The following is a 15,591-nucleotide window of genomic DNA, read 5'->3' as shown; positions in this document are numbered from 1 at the left end:
ATGCTTGTAAAGAAGTCTTTCTATAGATAGCTTTACATCATGACGGAGAACAGCGCGTCGCACCCCGAGGGCGAGAAGCGGCACAGCATCAAGCTGACCGACCCCCGGGCACTGCGGGCCTACGCCCACCCCCTGCGGATGACCCTGGTCGGGCAGCTGCGCCGGCACGGGCCGTTCACCGCCACCCGGGCCGCCGAGCTGACCGGCGAATCGGTGGCCAGCTGCTCGTACCACCTGCGGATACTCGCCAAGTACGGGCTCGTGGAGGAGGCGCCGGGCGGGCGCGGCAGGGAGAAGCCCTGGCGGGCCACCGCCCGGTACACCGAGTGGCCCGGCTACAGCGAGGACCCCTCGGTCGCGCAGGCGACCGACGAGCTCAACGTGGCCGTCGCCGAGCGCTACTTCGGACGGTTCGCCCAAGTCCTGGAGAGCCGGACGGGCGTCACGAAGGAGTGGCGGGAGGCCGAGCTGTTCGGGGACGCCCTGGTGTACCTCACCCCCGACGAGCTCCGGGGCCTCGGCGAGCGGATCGACGAGCTGCTCCAGGCCTACGTCGACCGTGAGGACGACCCGGCCGTGCGGCCCGAGGGCGCGCGGGCCGTCAGCTTCCTGAAGATCGCCTATCTGGATCCCGACATCGACGACGACAAGGAGTGACGAGGATGGGCCTCACCGCACGGGTTCCGGCGCTGCTGCGCGAGCGGACCTTCCGCCGCTACTGGACGGGGCAGACCGTCTCGCTGGTCGGGGACCAGATCTCCCTGATGGCGCTGCCGCTCGCCGCCGTGCTCGTGCTCGGGGCCGACGCCGCCCAGATGGGCTGGCTCAAGACCCTCGAACTCCTCCCGGCCCTGCTGCTCAACCTCCCCTTCGGGGCCTGGGCCGACCGGCGGTCCGACCGCCGCCGGATCATGATCGCCACGGACCTGGGGCGGGCCGCGCTGCTGCTCACCCTGCCCGTCGCCTACGCCCTCGACCTGCTGACGCTCGGCCAGCTCTACCTCGTCGCCTTCGGGGTGGGCGCGCTGTCGGTGCTCTTCGAGGTCTGCAACTCCACGCTGTTCGCGTCCCTCGTCCCGACCGATCGCTATGTGCAGGCCAACTCGCTGGTGAACGGCAGCCGTTCGATGGCCTGGCTGGCGGGGCCCAGCATCGGCGGCGTCCTCGTCCAGGTGCTGACCGCTCCCGTGGCGCTGCTCGCGGACGCCCTCACCTATCTGGCGTCGGCGGGATACCTCGCGAAGATACGGCCGGCCGAGCCCGCCCCCGCGCCCGTGGCCAAGGGGCACTTCACGGAGGGGATGCGGTGGGTGCTGCGGGAGCCGTCGATGCGGGCGCTCTTCGCCGCCTCCGGCACCGTCCAGTTCTTCAACTACATGTTCCACACCCTCTTCGTGCTCTACGTCACCCAGGACCTCGGACTCGGCGCGGGCCTGCTCGGCCTGATCCTCGGCACCGGCGCGGTCGGCGGTCTGCTCGGCGCCATGTGGAGCGGGGCGGTCGTCCGCCGGCTCGGCATCGGCGGCTCCCTCGTCACCGGCTTCATCGGCTTCACCCTGCCGCTGGTCCTCATACCCGCGGCGGACGGACCGCTGCCGCTCGTCGTGGGCGTGCTGTTCGCCGCCGAGTTCCTGTCCTGCGTCGGCGTGATGATCGTCGACGTGGCCGCCGGCTCTTTCCAGATGGCGCTCATCCCGGAGACCATGCGCGCCAGGGTCATGGGGGCCTTCCGCACCCTCAACCACGGCTTCCGGCCCCTCGGGGCGCTCGCCGGAGGCGTGCTGGGCACCGCGCTCGGCCTCCGGCCCACCCTCTGGATCGCCACGGTGGGCGGCGTCTTCGCCGTCCTGTGGCTGCTGCCCTCGCCCCTGGCGCGCATGCGCGAACTGCCGACCCAGGAGCGGGAATCGGCCGCCGCCACCCCGTGACAGCGGTGAACCGGCAGACTGCCCCCATGACTGATCATGAAAAGTCCGGGGGACTGCCGGACGCTGCCGTGGGGCGTTACCTGGAGCGCATCGGAGCCGCACGGCCGGAGCGGGCGGATGCCGGGGCGCTGCGGGAGCTGCACCTGAGGCATCTGCGGGCCGTGCCCTTCGAGAACCTCTCGATCCACCTCGGGGAGGAGATCGTCCTCGACGAGAAGGCGCTCGTCGACAAGGTGGCCGTGGCCCGGCGGGGCGGGTTCTGTTACGAGCTGAACACCGCGTTCGCCGCGCTGCTCCGGGCGCTCGGCTACCGGGCCGAGCCGCTCCAGGCGCGGGTCCTCGGACCGGACGGGCGGGTGGGGATCCCGTACGACCACATGGCGCTGCTCGTGGAGGACGCGGACGGGGGGCGCTGGCTGGCCGACGTGGGCTTCGGGGACCACAGCCACCTGCCGCTCGCCTTCGACGAGCGCGGGGAACAGGCCGACGCCTCCGGGGTCTTCGTGATCCGGGACGTCCCCGGGGCGGACGGGGACCTCGACGTGGTGCGGGACGGGACGCCGCGGTACCGGCTGGAGCCGCGGCCACGGGTGCTCGCGGACTTCGAGGCCGGTGCCTGGTACCACCGGACCTCGCCCGTGTCGCACTTCACGCGCGGGGTGATCTGCTCGCTGCTCACCGAGGAGGGCCGGGTCAGCATCGGCGGCCGGACGCTGTACCGGACCGTGGCCGGGGAGCGTACGGAGCGGGAGCTCGGGACGGACGAGGAGCTGCGGGAGGCGTACCGGGAGCTTTTCGGGATCGTGCTCGACAAGCTGCCGGCCGCACCCGCGGCGAGGGAGGAGGGGGAGCGGAATCCATAATTCGGACTCGTCGGTAACAAGGTCGCGTTTGCCTCGAACGCCCCATCGGTGATCGAATGCGAACTCGTTGCATAGTGAACGAGTCGCACGGGGGTGCGTGAAGAATGTTCGGTGGCCTCTTCGGCAAGCGGGGGAACGGTGGCGGAGGCCGGGGAGGCGCGCTCGCCGGGTACGCCGTACCCGCCTCGGCGGGAGTGCTGAGCTGCCGGGTCCTCGACCCCGTGCACGAGCCGCTGCGGCAGGCCGAGTTCGCGCTCACGGACGCGGCCGGCCGCAAGGTGCTGGGCGGCGAGACCGATCCGTACGGCACCCTCCTCGCGACCGTGCCGGCCGGGGAGTACCGGCTCGCCGTCACCTCCGACGGGTACACGCCGCACCACGCCACCGCTGTGATCGACCAGGGCGTCCACGCGGACCTCGGGGACGTCCTGCTCCAGGTCGCCCCGCAGCCGCCGCTGCCCGAGCCCGGCGACTGGGAGATCGACCCCGCGCACTCCCAGATCGGGTTCACCGCCCGGCACATCGGGCTGGCGCGGATCCACGGGCGGTTCAACAGCTTCGCCGGCGCGATACGGATCGCCGAGCGCATGGAGCAGTCGGCGATGCACGTCGTCATCGACGCGGCCTCGATCGACACCGGGGTGCAGATGCGCGACGACCACCTGCGCTCCGGGGACTTTTTGGACGTCGGCGTCCACCCGACCATCGAGTTCTTCAGCGAACGCTTCACCCACCGCGGCGGCAGCCGCTGGAGCGTCACGGGTGCGCTCAGCCTCCACGGCGTGAGCCGCACCGTCACGCTGGACACCCAGTACCTCGGCCTCGGCAGCGGCCTGGAGGGGGAGACCCGGGGCGCCTGCCGGGCCCGCACCGAACTCCACCGCGAGGACTTCACCCTCACCTGGCAGACGCTGCTCGCGCGCGGGATCGCGGCGGTCGGCTCCAGCATCGCGATCGACCTGGACGTGCAGATCGTGCCGAAGGCGGCGGACCGGGCCCGCTAGGCCCGGTGGGTCAGGCCGGGTGCGCCAGGCCGGGCGTGCCAGGCCTAGCGGGCCGGTCCGGGACCGGTCACGGGGCCTCCAGCCAGCCCTCGTACTCGGCGGCGAGGCCGTCCAGGGCCGTCGGGTCGAGGCGGCCGTCCGGGTCCTCGACGACCACCAGCCACTGCGCGTCCTCGGCGTCGTCCTCGCCGGCCAGCGCGTCGCGGACCAGCTGCGGTTCCTCGGTCACCCCGAAGCGGGCGGACAGCTCCTCGGTGAGCTCCTCGGCGGCGTCGCGGTCGGGGAGCACCAGTACGTGTCGTTCACTCACCCGGTCATTCTCGCGCGGGGCGCCGGCGGAGCCGTGGCGGGGTTCGCTGTCGGTGGGGCGTGGGATGCTGGATCGCGATGGCCACCAGAAAGACTTCCAGCGACGACCTCCTCGGCCCCGTCACGCTCGCCGTGGGCCAGGAGGACCTGCTCCTCGACCGTGCCGTCCGGGAGGTGGTGGCGGCCGCGCGGGCCGCCGACGCCGACACGGACGTACGGGACCTCACCCCCGACCAGCTCCAGCCGGGTGCCCTCGCCGAGCTCACCAGCCCCTCGCTCTTCGCCGAGCGGAAGGTGCTGGTCGTGCGGAACGCGCAGGACCTCTCGGCGGAGAGCGTCAAGGACGTGAAGGGGTACCTCGACGCGCCCGTCGAGGACATCACGCTCGTCCTGCTGCACGCGGGCGGAGCCAAGGGCAAGGGGCTCCTCGACGCGGCGCGCAAGGCGGGGGCGCGGGAGGTGGCCTGTCCCAAGACCACGAAGCCGGCGGAGCGGCTGACCTTCGTGCGGCAGGAGTTCCGGGCGCTCGGGCGGTCCGCCACGCCCGAGGCGTGCCAGGCGCTCGTCGACTCCATCGGCAGCGACCTGCGGGAGCTGGCCTCCGCGGTCGCGCAGCTGACGGCGGACGTCGACGGGACGATCGACGAGGCGGTCGTCGGGCGGTACTACACCGGGCGGGCGGAGGCCTCGTCCTTCAACGTCGCCGACCGGGCGGTGGAGGGAAGGGCGGCGGAGGCGCTGGAGGCGTTGCGCTGGTCGCTGTCGACCGGGGTCGCGCCCGTGCTCATCACGAGCGCGCTCGCGCAGGGGGTGCGGGCCATCGGCAAGCTCTCCTCCGCGCGGGGCGGGCGGCCCGCCGATCTCGCGCGCGAGCTGGGCATGCCGCCGTGGAAGATCGACCGGGTGCGGCAGCAGATGCGGGGCTGGACCCCGGACGGCGTCGCGATGGCCCTGCGGGCCGTGGCGGAGGCGGACGCGGGGGTGAAGGGCGGCGGCGACGACCCCGAGTACGCCCTGGAGAAGGCGGTCGTCGCGGTGGCCCGGGCCGCGAGGGCGCGCGGCGGCGCCTGACGCGCGTGGCGGCGACGCGGGGCCTGGTGCGGTGCCCTGGCCGGCCCACGCGGCGCGGGCCTCGGCGCGCGGCGCCTGACACGTGGTGCGGTGAGGGCGGCGGGCGTCCTTCCCCGGCGTGCGGTCTGTGGTGCGGGGTCCGGTGTCGTGCCCTGGCGTGCGGCTGTGGAGTGCGGCGCGTGCTGCGCGGGGCTGGCTGCGTGGGGCCGGCTGCGCGGGCCGATGGGCCCGCTTGCCCGCGCCCTGGCCAGGCCTGCTCTCTCCCCGGAGGGAGACACGCCAAAAGGCCCCCCACCCTCCTGGGGAAGGAGGGTGCGGGGCCTTTTGGGTGGTGCTGGGATGTCCCGTACACGCGTGGCGAACGCGTCTCGCGTACGGGGCGGGTGGCCGGGCGGGAGCGGTAGAGAGGGTCCGCTGGGTCCCGGCGGCCGGTGGAGCCTGGATCAGGAGATCCGGTCTCAGCCCTGGAGGGAGGCGACCTTGACAGCCAGCGCCGACTTCTTGTTGGCGGCGGCGTTCTTGTGGATGACACCCTTCGAGACAGCCTTGTCGAGCTGACGCGAGGCGGCACGGGTGGCCACGGTGGCCTTCTCGAGGTCGCCGGCGGCGACAGCCTCACGGGCCTTGCGGATCGCGGTCTTGAGCGACGACTTGACGGCCTTGTTGCGCAGGCGCGCCTTCTCGTTGGTCTTGTTCCGCTTGATCTGGGACTTGATGTTCGCCACTGAAAGAGCCTTTACAGGTTCGATGTTTCTTCAGGATGTGTCGCGCAGCTGAGAGGGCACACGAGACACAGCTGTCCACGGTATCAGGCGCTCTCCCGGCCGCCCAAACGAGGGCCGGGAGGGGGTGTGGAACGCCCGAACCGGACGCCCGGCCGTGGGGCATGGGACGATGGGGGCTACGTATCCGTTCCGAACACCGCCCCGAGACGAGAACCCTGCGTGCCCGCGACTCCTACCAACGTGCCCGAGCCGAGCCGTACCGACCCGGCTCTGATCCGCAACTTCTGCATCATCGCGCACATCGACCACGGCAAGTCCACGCTCGCCGACCGGATGCTCCAGCTGACCGGTGTGGTCGACCAGCGGCAGATGCGCGCCCAGTACCTCGACCGGATGGACATCGAGCGTGAGCGCGGCATCACGATCAAGTCCCAGGCGGTCCGGCTGCCCTGGGCCCCGACCGAGGGGCCGGAGCAGGGGCGTACGCACATCCTCAACATGATCGACACCCCCGGGCACGTCGACTTCACCTACGAGGTGTCGCGATCGCTGGCCGCCTGCGAGGGCACGATCCTGCTGGTCGACGCGGCCCAGGGCATCGAGGCGCAGACCCTCGCGAACCTCTACCTCGCGATGGAGAACGACCTCACCATCGTTCCCGTGCTCAACAAGATCGACCTGCCGGCCGCCCAGCCGGAGAAGTTCGCCGACGAGCTGGCCAATCTCATCGGCTGCCAGCCGGAGGACGTCCTCAAGGTCTCCGCGAAGACCGGCATGGGCGTCGAGGCACTGCTCGACCGGGTCGTCCAGGACATCCCGGCGCCGGTCGGCGTCGCCGACGCGCCCGCCCGCGCGATGATCTTCGACTCCGTGTACGACTCGTACCGGGGCGTCGTCACGTACGTCCGCGTCATCGACGGGCAGCTCAACAAGCGCGAGCGCATCAGGATGATGTCGACCGGCGCCACCCACGAGCTCCTGGAGATCGGCGTCTCCTCCCCGGAGATGACGCCGTCCGACGGTCTCGGCGTCGGCGAGGTGGGCTACCTCATCACCGGTGTGAAGGACGTCCGCCAGTCCAAGGTCGGTGACACGATCACCTCCCTGCACAACGGCGCCACCGAGGCCCTCGGCGGCTACAAGGACCCGAAGCCGATGGTCTTCTCGGGTCTCTACCCGCTGGACGGCTCCGAGTACCCGGACCTCCGCGAGGCCCTCGACAAGCTGCAGCTCAACGACGCCGCGCTGGTCTACGAGCCGGAGACCTCCGCCGCGCTCGGCTTCGGCTTCCGCGTCGGTTTCCTCGGCCTCCTGCACCTCGACGTGATCCGTGAGCGGCTGGAGCGCGAGTTCGGGCTCGACCTCATCGCCACCGCTCCCAACGTGGTCTACCGCGTGGTCATGGAGGACGGCAGCGAGCACACGGTCACCAACCCGAGCGAGTTCCCCGAGGGCAAGATCGACGACGTGTACGAGCCCGTCGTGCGCGCCACGATCCTCGCGCCCAGCGAGTTCATCGGCGCGATCATGGAGCTCTGCCAGACCCGTCGCGGCACGCTGATCGGCATGGACTACCTCTCCGAGGACCGGGTGGAGATCCGCTACACCCTGCCCCTCGCCGAGATCGTCTTCGACTTCTTCGACCAGCTGAAGTCCAAGACCCGCGGCTACGCCTCCCTCGACTACGAGCCCACCGGCGAGCAGGCCTCCAGCCTGGTCAAGGTCGACATCCTGCTGCACGGCGACAAGGTCGACGCCTTCTCCGCCGTCACCCACAAGGACGCCGCGTACGCGTACGGCGTGCGGCTCGTCGCCAAGCTGCGCGAGCTCATCCCGCGCCAGGCCTTCGAGGTGCCGATCCAGGCGGCCATCGGCTCCCGGGTCATCGCCCGCGAGACCATCCGCGCCATCCGCAAGGACGTCCTCGCCAAGTGCTACGGCGGTGACATCTCCCGTAAGCGGAAGCTGCTGGAGAAGCAGAAGGAAGGCAAGAAGCGCATGAAGATGGTCGGCTCGGTGGAGGTGCCCCAGGAGGCCTTCATCGCCGTCCTGTCGAGCGACGAATCCGGCGGTAAGTCGAAGAAGTAGCAGGAATCGGCCACCCCGTCGTGGTCGGAACGGGTCCGCGTGCCTCCGGCGCGCGGGCCCGTTCGTTATCCACCGTTATCCACAGGCCCTTACGTACCGGACGTCGGCGCTCTAATCTGAAGCCCCCCGCAGGTTACTCGCGAGTTAGTTACGCGTCCGTAGCCGCACATCCGTAGTTGTATGACCACCGCACCGCCAACAGGCATCGCCGCCGCCCGGAGGACGACGTGAGCGACAACCAGATCCAGATCGACGACCGGCTGCCCTCCGTCGCGGCACTCTTCCTCGAACGGGTCGAGCGCACACCTGACGCGGAGGCCTACCGCTACCCGGTGCCCGCCGCCTCCGGCACCGGACCGGACGACTGGAAGTCGCTCAGCTGGGGCCAGGCCGCACAGCGCGTCTTCTCCATCGCCGCCGGTCTGATCGACCTCGGCGTCCAGCCCGAGGAGCGCGTCGCCCTCGCCTCCGCCACCCGCGTCGAGTGGATCCTCGCCGACCTCGGCGTGATGTGCGCCGGCGCGGCCACCACCACGGTCTACCCGCAGACCAACGCCGAGGAGTCCGCCTTCATCCTCTCGGACTCCGAGTCGAAGGTGCTCATCGCCGAGAACGCCGCCCAGCTCGCCAAGGCCGTGGAGCGCCGCGCCGAGCTGCCCGGCCTCCACCACGTGGTGGTCGTCGACCCCGAGGGCGCCGACACCTCCGAGGAGTGGGTGCTCACCCTCGCCGACCTGGAGGCGCGCGGAGCCGCGTACCTGGAGAAGCACCCCGAGGCGGTCAAGGAGCGGGTCGGCGCGATCACCCGTGAGCAGCTCGCCACCCTCATCTACACCTCCGGCACCACCGGCCGCCCCAAGGGCGTCCGCCTCCCGCACGACAACTGGTCGTACATGGCCAAGGCGATCGCCGCCACCGGCCTCGTCACCCGGGCCGACGTCCAGTACCTGTGGCTTCCGCTCGCCCACGTCTTCGGCAAGGTCCTCACCTCCGGCCAGATCGAGGTCGGCCACGTCACCGCCGTCGACGGCCGCGTCGACAAGATCATCGAGAACCTGCCGGTGGTCCAGCCGACCTACATGGCGGCCGTCCCCCGCATCTTCGAGAAGGTCTACAACGGCGTCGCCGCCAAGGCCCGGGCCGGCGGCGGAGCCAAGTACAAGATCTTCCAGTGGGCCGCCGGCGTCGGCCGCGAGTACGCCAAGGTCACCCAGGACAACTTCCGCCGCACCGGCACCGCCTCCGCGCCCTTCGGCCTCACCGCCAAGCACAAGGTGGCCGACGCCCTCGTCTTCGCCAAGATCCGCGAGGCCTTCGGCGGCCGGCTGCGCGCCTGCATCTCCGGCTCCGCCGCCCTCGCCCCCGAGATCGGCTACTTCTTCGCCGGCGCGGGCGTCCACATCCTGGAGGGATACGGCCTGACGGAGTCCTCCGCCGCCTCCTTCGTCAACCCCGGCGAGGCCTACCGCACCGGCACCGTCGGCAAGCCGCTCCCCGGCACCGAGGTCCGCATCGCCGACGACGGCGAGATCCTGCTCCGCGGCCCCGGCATCATGGAGGGCTACCACGGCCTCCCCGAGAAGACCGCCGAGGTGCTGGAGGCCGACGGCTGGTTCCACACCGGCGACATCGGCGAGCTCTCCGCCGACGGCTACCTGCGGATCACCGACCGCAAGAAGGACCTCATCAAGACCTCCGGCGGCAAGTACATCGCCCCGGCCGAGGTCGAGGGCCAGTTCAAGGCCGTCTGCCCCTTCGTCTCCAACATCCTCGTCCACGGCGCGGACCGGAACTACTGCACCGCCCTCATCGCCCTCGACGAGCCCGCCCTCCTCGGCTGGGCCGGCGAGCACGGCCTGGGCGGCAAGTCGTACGCGGAGATCGTCGCCGCCCCGGAGACCGTCAAGCTCGTCCAGGGCTACGTCGACCGCCTCAACGAGGGCCTCCAGCGCTGGCAGACGATCAAGAAGTTCCGCCTGCTGCCCCGCGACCTCGACATCGAGCACGGCGAACTCACCCCGTCCCTGAAGCTCAAGCGCCCGGTCGTCGAGCGCGAGTACAAGGACCTGATCGACGACATGTACGCGGGCTCGCGCGAGGCCTGACCGGCCGCGTGCCGCCACCCGGGCCGTACGGGCGGGCAGTACGGGACAATGGGTCCCATGCCTTCCGTACTGCCCGATGGTGAGCCCATGCCCGAGGACGGGGCGCTGCCCCCGCACGCCCTGGAGAGGGCGGGGGAGCGGCCGCTCGGGTTCTATCTGCACGTGCCGTACTGCGCCACGCGGTGCGGCTACTGCGACTTCAACACGTACACCGCGAGCGAGCTGCGCGGTGCCGGCGGGGTGCTCGCCTCGCGGGACAACTACGCGGGGCAGGTCGTCGAGGAGATCCGGCTCGCGCGCAAGGTGCTCGGGGACGACCCGCGGCCGGTGCGGACGGTCTTCGTCGGCGGCGGTACGCCCACCCTGCTCGCCGCCGGGGACCTCGTACGGATGCTGGGGGCGATCCGGGACGAGTTCGGGCTCGCGGACGACGCCGAGGTGACGACCGAGGCGAACCCTGAGTCCGTGAACCCGGAGTACCTCGCCGAGCTGCGGGCCGGGGGGTTCAACCGGATCTCCTTCGGCATGCAGAGCGCGCGGCCGCACGTGCTGAAGGTCCTCGACCGGACCCATACGCCCGGGCGGCCCGAGGAGTGCGTCGCGGAGGCGCGGGCGGCCGGGTTCGAGCACGTCAACCTCGACCTGATCTACGGGACGCCGGGCGAGTCCGACGACGACTGGCGGGCCTCGCTCGACGCGGCCATCGGAGCCGGGCCCGACCACGTCAGCGCGTACGCCCTGATCGTCGAGGAGGGGACGCAGCTGGCGCGGCGGATCCGGCGCGGCGAGGTGCCGATGACCGACGACGACGTGCACGCGGACCGCTACCTGATCGCCGACGCGGCCTTCGAGGCGGCCGGGTACTCCTGGTACGAGGTGTCCAACTGGGCGACCTCCGAGGCCGGGCGCTGCCTGCACAACGAGCTGTACTGGCGCGGCGCGGACTGGTGGGGGGCCGGGCCCGGCGCCCACTCGCACGTCGGCGGGGTGCGGTGGTGGAACGTCAAGCATCCCGGCGCGTACGCGGCGGCGCTCGGGGCCGGGAAGTCGCCCGGTGCCGGGCGGGAGGTGCTGGCGGAGGAGGACCGGCGGGTCGAGCGGATCCTGCTGGAGCTGCGGCTCCGGGAGGGGATCGAGCTGTCGGTGCTCAAGCCCGCGGGGCGCGCGGCAGCGGAGCGGGCGCTGGCCGAGGGGCTGCTCGATGCGGAGCCGTACGCCGCCGGGCGGGCCGTGCTGACCCTGCGGGGGCGGCTGCTCGCGGATGCGGTGGTGCGGGACCTGGTGGACTAGGCCGCCCCTTCCCGGATCATGCCGGGCTCGCGCCTGCCCCGGCTACCGCTGGGAGGTGCCCCCGTACGCACGCGCGCCCGCCGTCCCGTGTGCCCGCACGGGGGAGAAGGGTCCGCCTACCCCACCGTCACGAAGTCGATCAGGTGCTCCACCCTGCCCAGGAGGGCCGGCTCCAGGTCCTTGTAGGAGGTGACGCGCTTCAGGATGGCCTGCCAGACCGCGCCGGTGTTGTCCGACGGCCAGCCGAGGGCCTGGCAGGTGCCCGTCTTCCAGTCCTGGCCCCGGGGGATTTCCGGCCATGATCGGATGCCCAGGGCGGAGGGCTTCACCGCCTGCCAGATGTCGATGTAGGGGTGGCCGACCACCAGGACGTGCTCCGAGGCGACCTCGGCGGCGATGCGGGACTCCTTGGAACCGGGGACCAGGTGGTCCACGAGGACGCCGAGACGGGCGTCGGGGCCCGGGGCGAAGTCGGCGACGACGGCCGGGAGGTGGTCGACGCCTTCGAGGTACTCCACCACCACGCCCTCGACGCGGAGGTCGTCGCCCCAGACGCGTTCCACCAGCTCCGCGTCGTGGCGGCCCTCGACGTAGATGCGGCTCGCCCGCGCCACACGCGCGCGTGCCCCCGGGACGGCGACCGAGCCGGACGCCGTACGGGCCGTACGGGCCGGGCCGGGGGAGGCGGGGCGCACCAGGGTCACCACGCGGCCGTCCAGGAGGAAGCCGCGCGGGTCGAGCGGGAAGACCCGGTGCTTGCCGAAGCGGTCCTCCAGCGTCACCGTGCCCGCCTCGCAGCGGATCACCGCCCCGCAGAAGCCCGTGGAGACCTCCTCGACCACCAGGTCCGGGTCGGCCGGCACCTCGGGGGCGGGGGCCTGCTTCTTCCACGGGGGCGTCAGGTCCGGGTCGTAACTGCGCAAGGGGTTCGGTCCTCCGGGGGCGCGGACGGGTCCTCCGCGCGGCCGGGGAGGCGTCGGATTCCGCCCGTGGCCGCGCGCTCCGTGACGCTACGACACCCCGAAGCGGCGTGCCAGTTCATCGCGCTGGCGTCGGACGAAGGCCGCGTCCACGACGGCGCCGTGGCCCGGGACGTACCGGGCGTCCTCGCCGCCGAGGGCGAGGAGACGGTCGAGGGCGTCGGGCCAGCGGGCACCGGTCGCGTCGGGGCCCGCCTGGGGCTCGCCGGACTCCTCGACGAGGTCGCCGCAGAACACGGTCTCGCGCTCGCCGGGGACGAAGACGGCGAGGTCGTGGCCGGAATGGGCCGGTCCCAGATTGGCCAGGAGGACCTGGCGGCCGCCGAGGTCGAGGGTCCACTCGCCGGTGACCGTGTGGCGCGGGGCCACCAGGGCCTCCGCCGCCTCCGACGCGGCCCGCTCGTCGACCCCCTGGCGCACCGCGTCCACGTACAGCTCCTCGCGGGTGCGGGCGGAGCCGAGGAGCACGTCCGTGCCGACCGCGCCGAAGACCTCCGCGCCGGCGAAGGCGGCGGTGCCCAGGACGTGGTCGAAGTGGGGGTGGCCGAGTGCGATGTGCGTCACGCGCCGCCCGCCGGTGATCGCCTCCGCCTGGGCCCGGATCGCGGCGCCCTCGGCGAGCGTGGAGCCGGTGTCGTAGAGCAGGACGGCCTTGTCCCCCACCACCAGTCCGGTGGTCGCGTCCCAGCCGGGGAGCCGCCGCCGGCCCACTCCGGACGCGAGCCGTTCCCACCCCTGAGCCGCCCAGACCGCTTCGTCGATGTCCATGGTCGAGACGCTAGCGGGTCCGCCTCCTTGCCAGGAGCGACGGCCCCGGCCGTACACTGGCCGGGGGATTCCTGGCACTCGGGCAGGGCGAGTGCCAAAAGCGGAGCAACCGGAACGGCCGGAACGGGAGGTGTGCGCGTGCTCAGCGAACGCAGACTCGAGGTACTGCGCGCCATCGTCCAGGACTACGTCGGGACGGAGGAGCCGGTCGGCTCCAAGGCGCTCACCGAGCGCCACAAGCTGGGCGTGTCGCCCGCCACCGTGCGCAACGACATGGCGGTGCTGGAGGAGGAGGGGTACATCGCCCAGCCCCACACCAGCGCCGGACGGATCCCCACCGACAAGGGCTACCGCCTCTTCGTGGACCGGCTGGCGGGCGTCAAGCCGCTGTCGACCCCCGAGCGGCGCGCCATCCACAACTTCCTCGACGGCGCCGTGGACCTCGACGACGTCGTGGGCCGCACGGTGCGGCTGCTCGCGCAGCTGACCCGGCAGGTCGCCGTCGTGCAGTACCCGTCGCTGACCCGCTCCTCGATCCGTCACGTCGAGCTGCTGTCGCTGGCCCCGGCCCGGCTGATGCTCGTCCTGATCACGGACACCGGACGGGTCGAGCAGCGGGTGATCGACTGCCCCGCGCCCTTCGGCGAGACCTCCCTCGCCGATCTGCGGGCCCGGCTCAACAGCCGGGTCGGCGGCCGTCGCTTCGCCGACGTGCCGCAGCTGGTGCAGGACCTCCCCGAGTCCTTCGAGGAGGCCGAGGAGCGCGCCACGGTCTCGACCGTGCTCGCGACGCTCCTGGAGACGCTCGTGGAGGAGCACGAGGAGCGGCTGATGATCGGCGGCACCGCCAATCTCACCCGCTTCGGACACGACTTCCCGCTGACGATCCGGCCCGTCCTGGAGGCCCTTGAGGAGCAGGTCGTGCTCCTCAAGCTGCTCGGCGAGGTCAAGGAGTCGGGCATGACCGTACGCATCGGGCACGAGAACGCCTACGAGGGGTTGAACTCCACGTCGGTCGTCTCGGTCGGCTACGGTTCGGGCGGCGAGGCAGTCGCCAAACTCGGCGTGGTCGGACCGACCCGCATGGACTACCCCGGAACGATGGGAGCGGTACGCGCAGTGGCACGTTACGTCGGACAGATCCTGGCGGAGTCGTAAGTGGCCACGGACTACTACGCCACACTCGGCGTGCGCCGCGACGCTTCCCAGGACGAGATCAAGAAGGCCTTCCGCCGCCTCGCCCGCGAGCTTCACCCGGACGTCAATCCGGACCCGAAGACGCAGGAGCGGTTCAAGGAGATCAACGCCGCCTACGAGGTCCTCTCGGACCCGCAGAAGAAGCAGGTCTACGACCTCGGCGGCGACCCGCTCTCCTCCTCCGGCGGCATGGGCGGCGGGGGCGGCTTCGGAGCGGGCGGCTTCGGCAACTTCTCCGACATCATGGACGCCTTCTTCGGCACGGCCGGGCAGCGCGGGCCGCGCTCGCGGACCCGCCGCGGCCAGGACGCCATGATCCGTCTGGAGATCGACCTCAACGAGGCGGCCTTCGGCACGACCAAGGACCTCCAGGTCGACACGGCCGTCGTCTGCGGCACCTGTTCGGGTGAGGGCGCCGCCCCCGGCACCGCCGCGCAGACCTGCGACATGTGTCACGGCCGCGGCGAGGTCTCCCAGGTCACCCGGTCGTTCCTCGGCCAGGTCATGACCTCCCGGCCCTGCCCCCAGTGCCAGGGCTTCGGCACCGTCGTCCCGACCCCGTGCCCCGAGTGCGCGGGCGACGGCCGGGTGCGGTCCCGCCGCACCCTGACCGTGAAGATCCCGGCCGGTGTCGACAACGGCACCCGCATCCAGCTCGCGGGCGAGGGCGAGGTCGGCCCCGGCGGCGGCCCCGCCGGCGACCTGTACGTCGAGATCCAGGAGACCCCGCACGAGGTCTTCCAGCGGCGCGGCGACGACCTGCACTGCACGGTCACCCTCCCGATGACGGCGGCGTCGCTCGGCACCAAGGTGCAGCTGCAGACGCTCGACGGCCTGGAGGAGATCGACATCCGCCCGGGCACCCAGTCCGGGCAGTCGGTCCCGCTGCACGGCCGGGGCGTCACCCACCTGCGGGGCAACGGCCGCGGCGACCTCATCGTCCACGTCGAGGTCCAGACCCCGACCAAGCTCGACCCCGAGCAGGAGCGCCTGCTGCGCGAGCTCGCCAAGCTGCGCGGCGAGGAACGGCCCACGGGCCAGTTCCAGCCGGGCCAGCAGGGCCTGTTCTCGCGGCTGAAGGACGCCTTCAACGGGCGCTGAGCGGCCGGGCCCGTGCTGCTGGGGGTCCGGGGGGCGTCCCCCGGGTGAGCACAGTCAGCCGGGCCGGCAGGGCCTGTTCTCGCGGCTGAAGGACGCCTTCAACGGGCGCTGAGCGGCCGGGCCCGTGCTGCTGGGGGTCCGGGGGGCGTCCCCCGGGTGAGC

The 15,591-nt window shown here is 72.0% G+C and carries 14 protein-coding genes; 10 read left to right on the top strand and 4 right to left on the bottom strand.

The genetic code is table 11. From position 1 onward, the window contains the following. The first annotated feature begins 39 nt into the window (after nucleotides 1-39). The 4 genes from AB0E19_RS08730 to AB0E19_RS08715 all read left to right on the top strand — a co-directional run bounded on the left by AB0E19_RS08730 (nucleotide 40) and on the right by AB0E19_RS08715 (nucleotide 3,795). The gene (locus AB0E19_RS08730; protein WP_362175446.1) at nucleotides 40-657 is read left to right on the top strand and encodes a helix-turn-helix domain-containing protein; all 618 of its coding nucleotides are present in this window, start codon (nucleotides 40-42) and stop codon (nucleotides 655-657) included. 5 nt (nucleotides 658-662) lie between these two features. Further along, on the top strand, nucleotides 663-1,928 hold the full coding sequence (locus AB0E19_RS08725) for an MFS transporter (RefSeq protein WP_362175444.1): 1,266 nt from the start codon (nucleotides 663-665) through the stop codon (nucleotides 1,926-1,928). Nucleotides 1,929-1,954: 26 nt separating this feature from the next. Next, a complete protein-coding gene (locus AB0E19_RS08720; protein ID WP_362175441.1) occupies nucleotides 1,955-2,791 on the top strand; it encodes an arylamine N-acetyltransferase in 837 nt (278 codons plus the stop codon). A gap of 104 nt (nucleotides 2,792-2,895) precedes the next feature. Next, complete coding sequence (locus AB0E19_RS08715) at nucleotides 2,896-3,795, top strand: YceI family protein (protein ID WP_362175438.1); 900 nt, start codon at nucleotides 2,896-2,898, stop codon at nucleotides 3,793-3,795. 67 nt (nucleotides 3,796-3,862) lie between these two features. Here the strand turns inward: AB0E19_RS08715 and AB0E19_RS08710 are convergent, their stop codons facing one another. Next, nucleotides 3,863-4,105 (bottom strand): hypothetical protein, encoded by a 243-nt coding sequence (locus AB0E19_RS08710; RefSeq protein WP_362175435.1) that lies wholly within the window; start codon nucleotides 4,103-4,105, stop codon nucleotides 3,863-3,865. Nucleotides 4,106-4,182: 77 nt separating this feature from the next. On the opposite strand from AB0E19_RS08710, the gene holA reads away from it, so the two are divergent. Continuing rightward, the gene (holA, locus tag AB0E19_RS08705; RefSeq protein WP_362175432.1) at nucleotides 4,183-5,175 is read left to right on the top strand and encodes a DNA polymerase III subunit delta; all 993 of its coding nucleotides are present in this window, start codon (nucleotides 4,183-4,185) and stop codon (nucleotides 5,173-5,175) included. A 458-nt stretch (nucleotides 5,176-5,633) separates the two neighbouring features. Here the strand turns inward: holA and rpsT are convergent, their stop codons facing one another. Then, a complete protein-coding gene (rpsT, locus tag AB0E19_RS08700) occupies nucleotides 5,634-5,900 on the bottom strand; it encodes a 30S ribosomal protein S20 (RefSeq protein WP_362175429.1) in 267 nt (88 codons plus the stop codon). Nucleotides 5,901-6,119: 219 nt separating this feature from the next. On the opposite strand from rpsT, the gene lepA reads away from it, so the two are divergent. The 3 genes from lepA to hemW all read left to right on the top strand — a co-directional run bounded on the left by lepA (nucleotide 6,120) and on the right by hemW (nucleotide 11,383). Further along, complete coding sequence (gene lepA, locus AB0E19_RS08695; RefSeq protein ID WP_360606176.1) at nucleotides 6,120-7,988, top strand: translation elongation factor 4; 1,869 nt, start codon at nucleotides 6,120-6,122, stop codon at nucleotides 7,986-7,988. Nucleotides 7,989-8,215: 227 nt separating this feature from the next. Further along, complete coding sequence (locus AB0E19_RS08690) at nucleotides 8,216-10,093, top strand: long-chain fatty acid--CoA ligase (RefSeq protein WP_362175425.1); 1,878 nt, start codon at nucleotides 8,216-8,218, stop codon at nucleotides 10,091-10,093. A gap of 48 nt (nucleotides 10,094-10,141) precedes the next feature. Beyond that, complete coding sequence (gene hemW, locus AB0E19_RS08685) at nucleotides 10,142-11,383, top strand: radical SAM family heme chaperone HemW (protein WP_362175422.1); 1,242 nt, start codon at nucleotides 10,142-10,144, stop codon at nucleotides 11,381-11,383. Between the two features lie 116 nt (nucleotides 11,384-11,499). Here the strand turns inward: hemW and AB0E19_RS08680 are convergent, their stop codons facing one another. Continuing rightward, nucleotides 11,500-12,306, bottom strand: a complete 807-nt coding sequence (locus AB0E19_RS08680) for a DUF3097 domain-containing protein (protein ID WP_362175419.1) — start codon at nucleotides 12,304-12,306, stop codon at nucleotides 11,500-11,502. Nucleotides 12,307-12,393: 87 nt separating this feature from the next. Next, nucleotides 12,394-13,131, bottom strand: a complete 738-nt coding sequence (locus AB0E19_RS08675) for an MBL fold metallo-hydrolase (RefSeq protein WP_362175416.1) — start codon at nucleotides 13,129-13,131, stop codon at nucleotides 12,394-12,396. Between the two features lie 138 nt (nucleotides 13,132-13,269). Here AB0E19_RS08675 and hrcA point away from each other — a divergent pair, with 138 nt between their 5' ends. Further along, nucleotides 13,270-14,289 (top strand): heat-inducible transcriptional repressor HrcA, encoded by a 1,020-nt coding sequence (gene hrcA, locus AB0E19_RS08670; RefSeq protein WP_189946748.1) that lies wholly within the window; start codon nucleotides 13,270-13,272, stop codon nucleotides 14,287-14,289. Next, the gene (gene dnaJ, locus AB0E19_RS08665; RefSeq protein ID WP_362175412.1) at nucleotides 14,290-15,429 is read left to right on the top strand and encodes a molecular chaperone DnaJ; all 1,140 of its coding nucleotides are present in this window, start codon (nucleotides 14,290-14,292) and stop codon (nucleotides 15,427-15,429) included. It abuts the gene before it with no gap. The last annotated feature ends 162 nt before the right edge of the window (nucleotides 15,430-15,591 follow it).

The organism is Streptomyces sp. NPDC047974 (assembly GCF_040653375.1).
Lineage (GTDB): Bacteria > Actinomycetota > Actinomycetes > Streptomycetales > Streptomycetaceae > Streptomyces.
The sequence above is the reverse complement of the archived record's forward strand: the minus strand, read 5'-3'. Positions and strand labels throughout refer to the sequence as shown.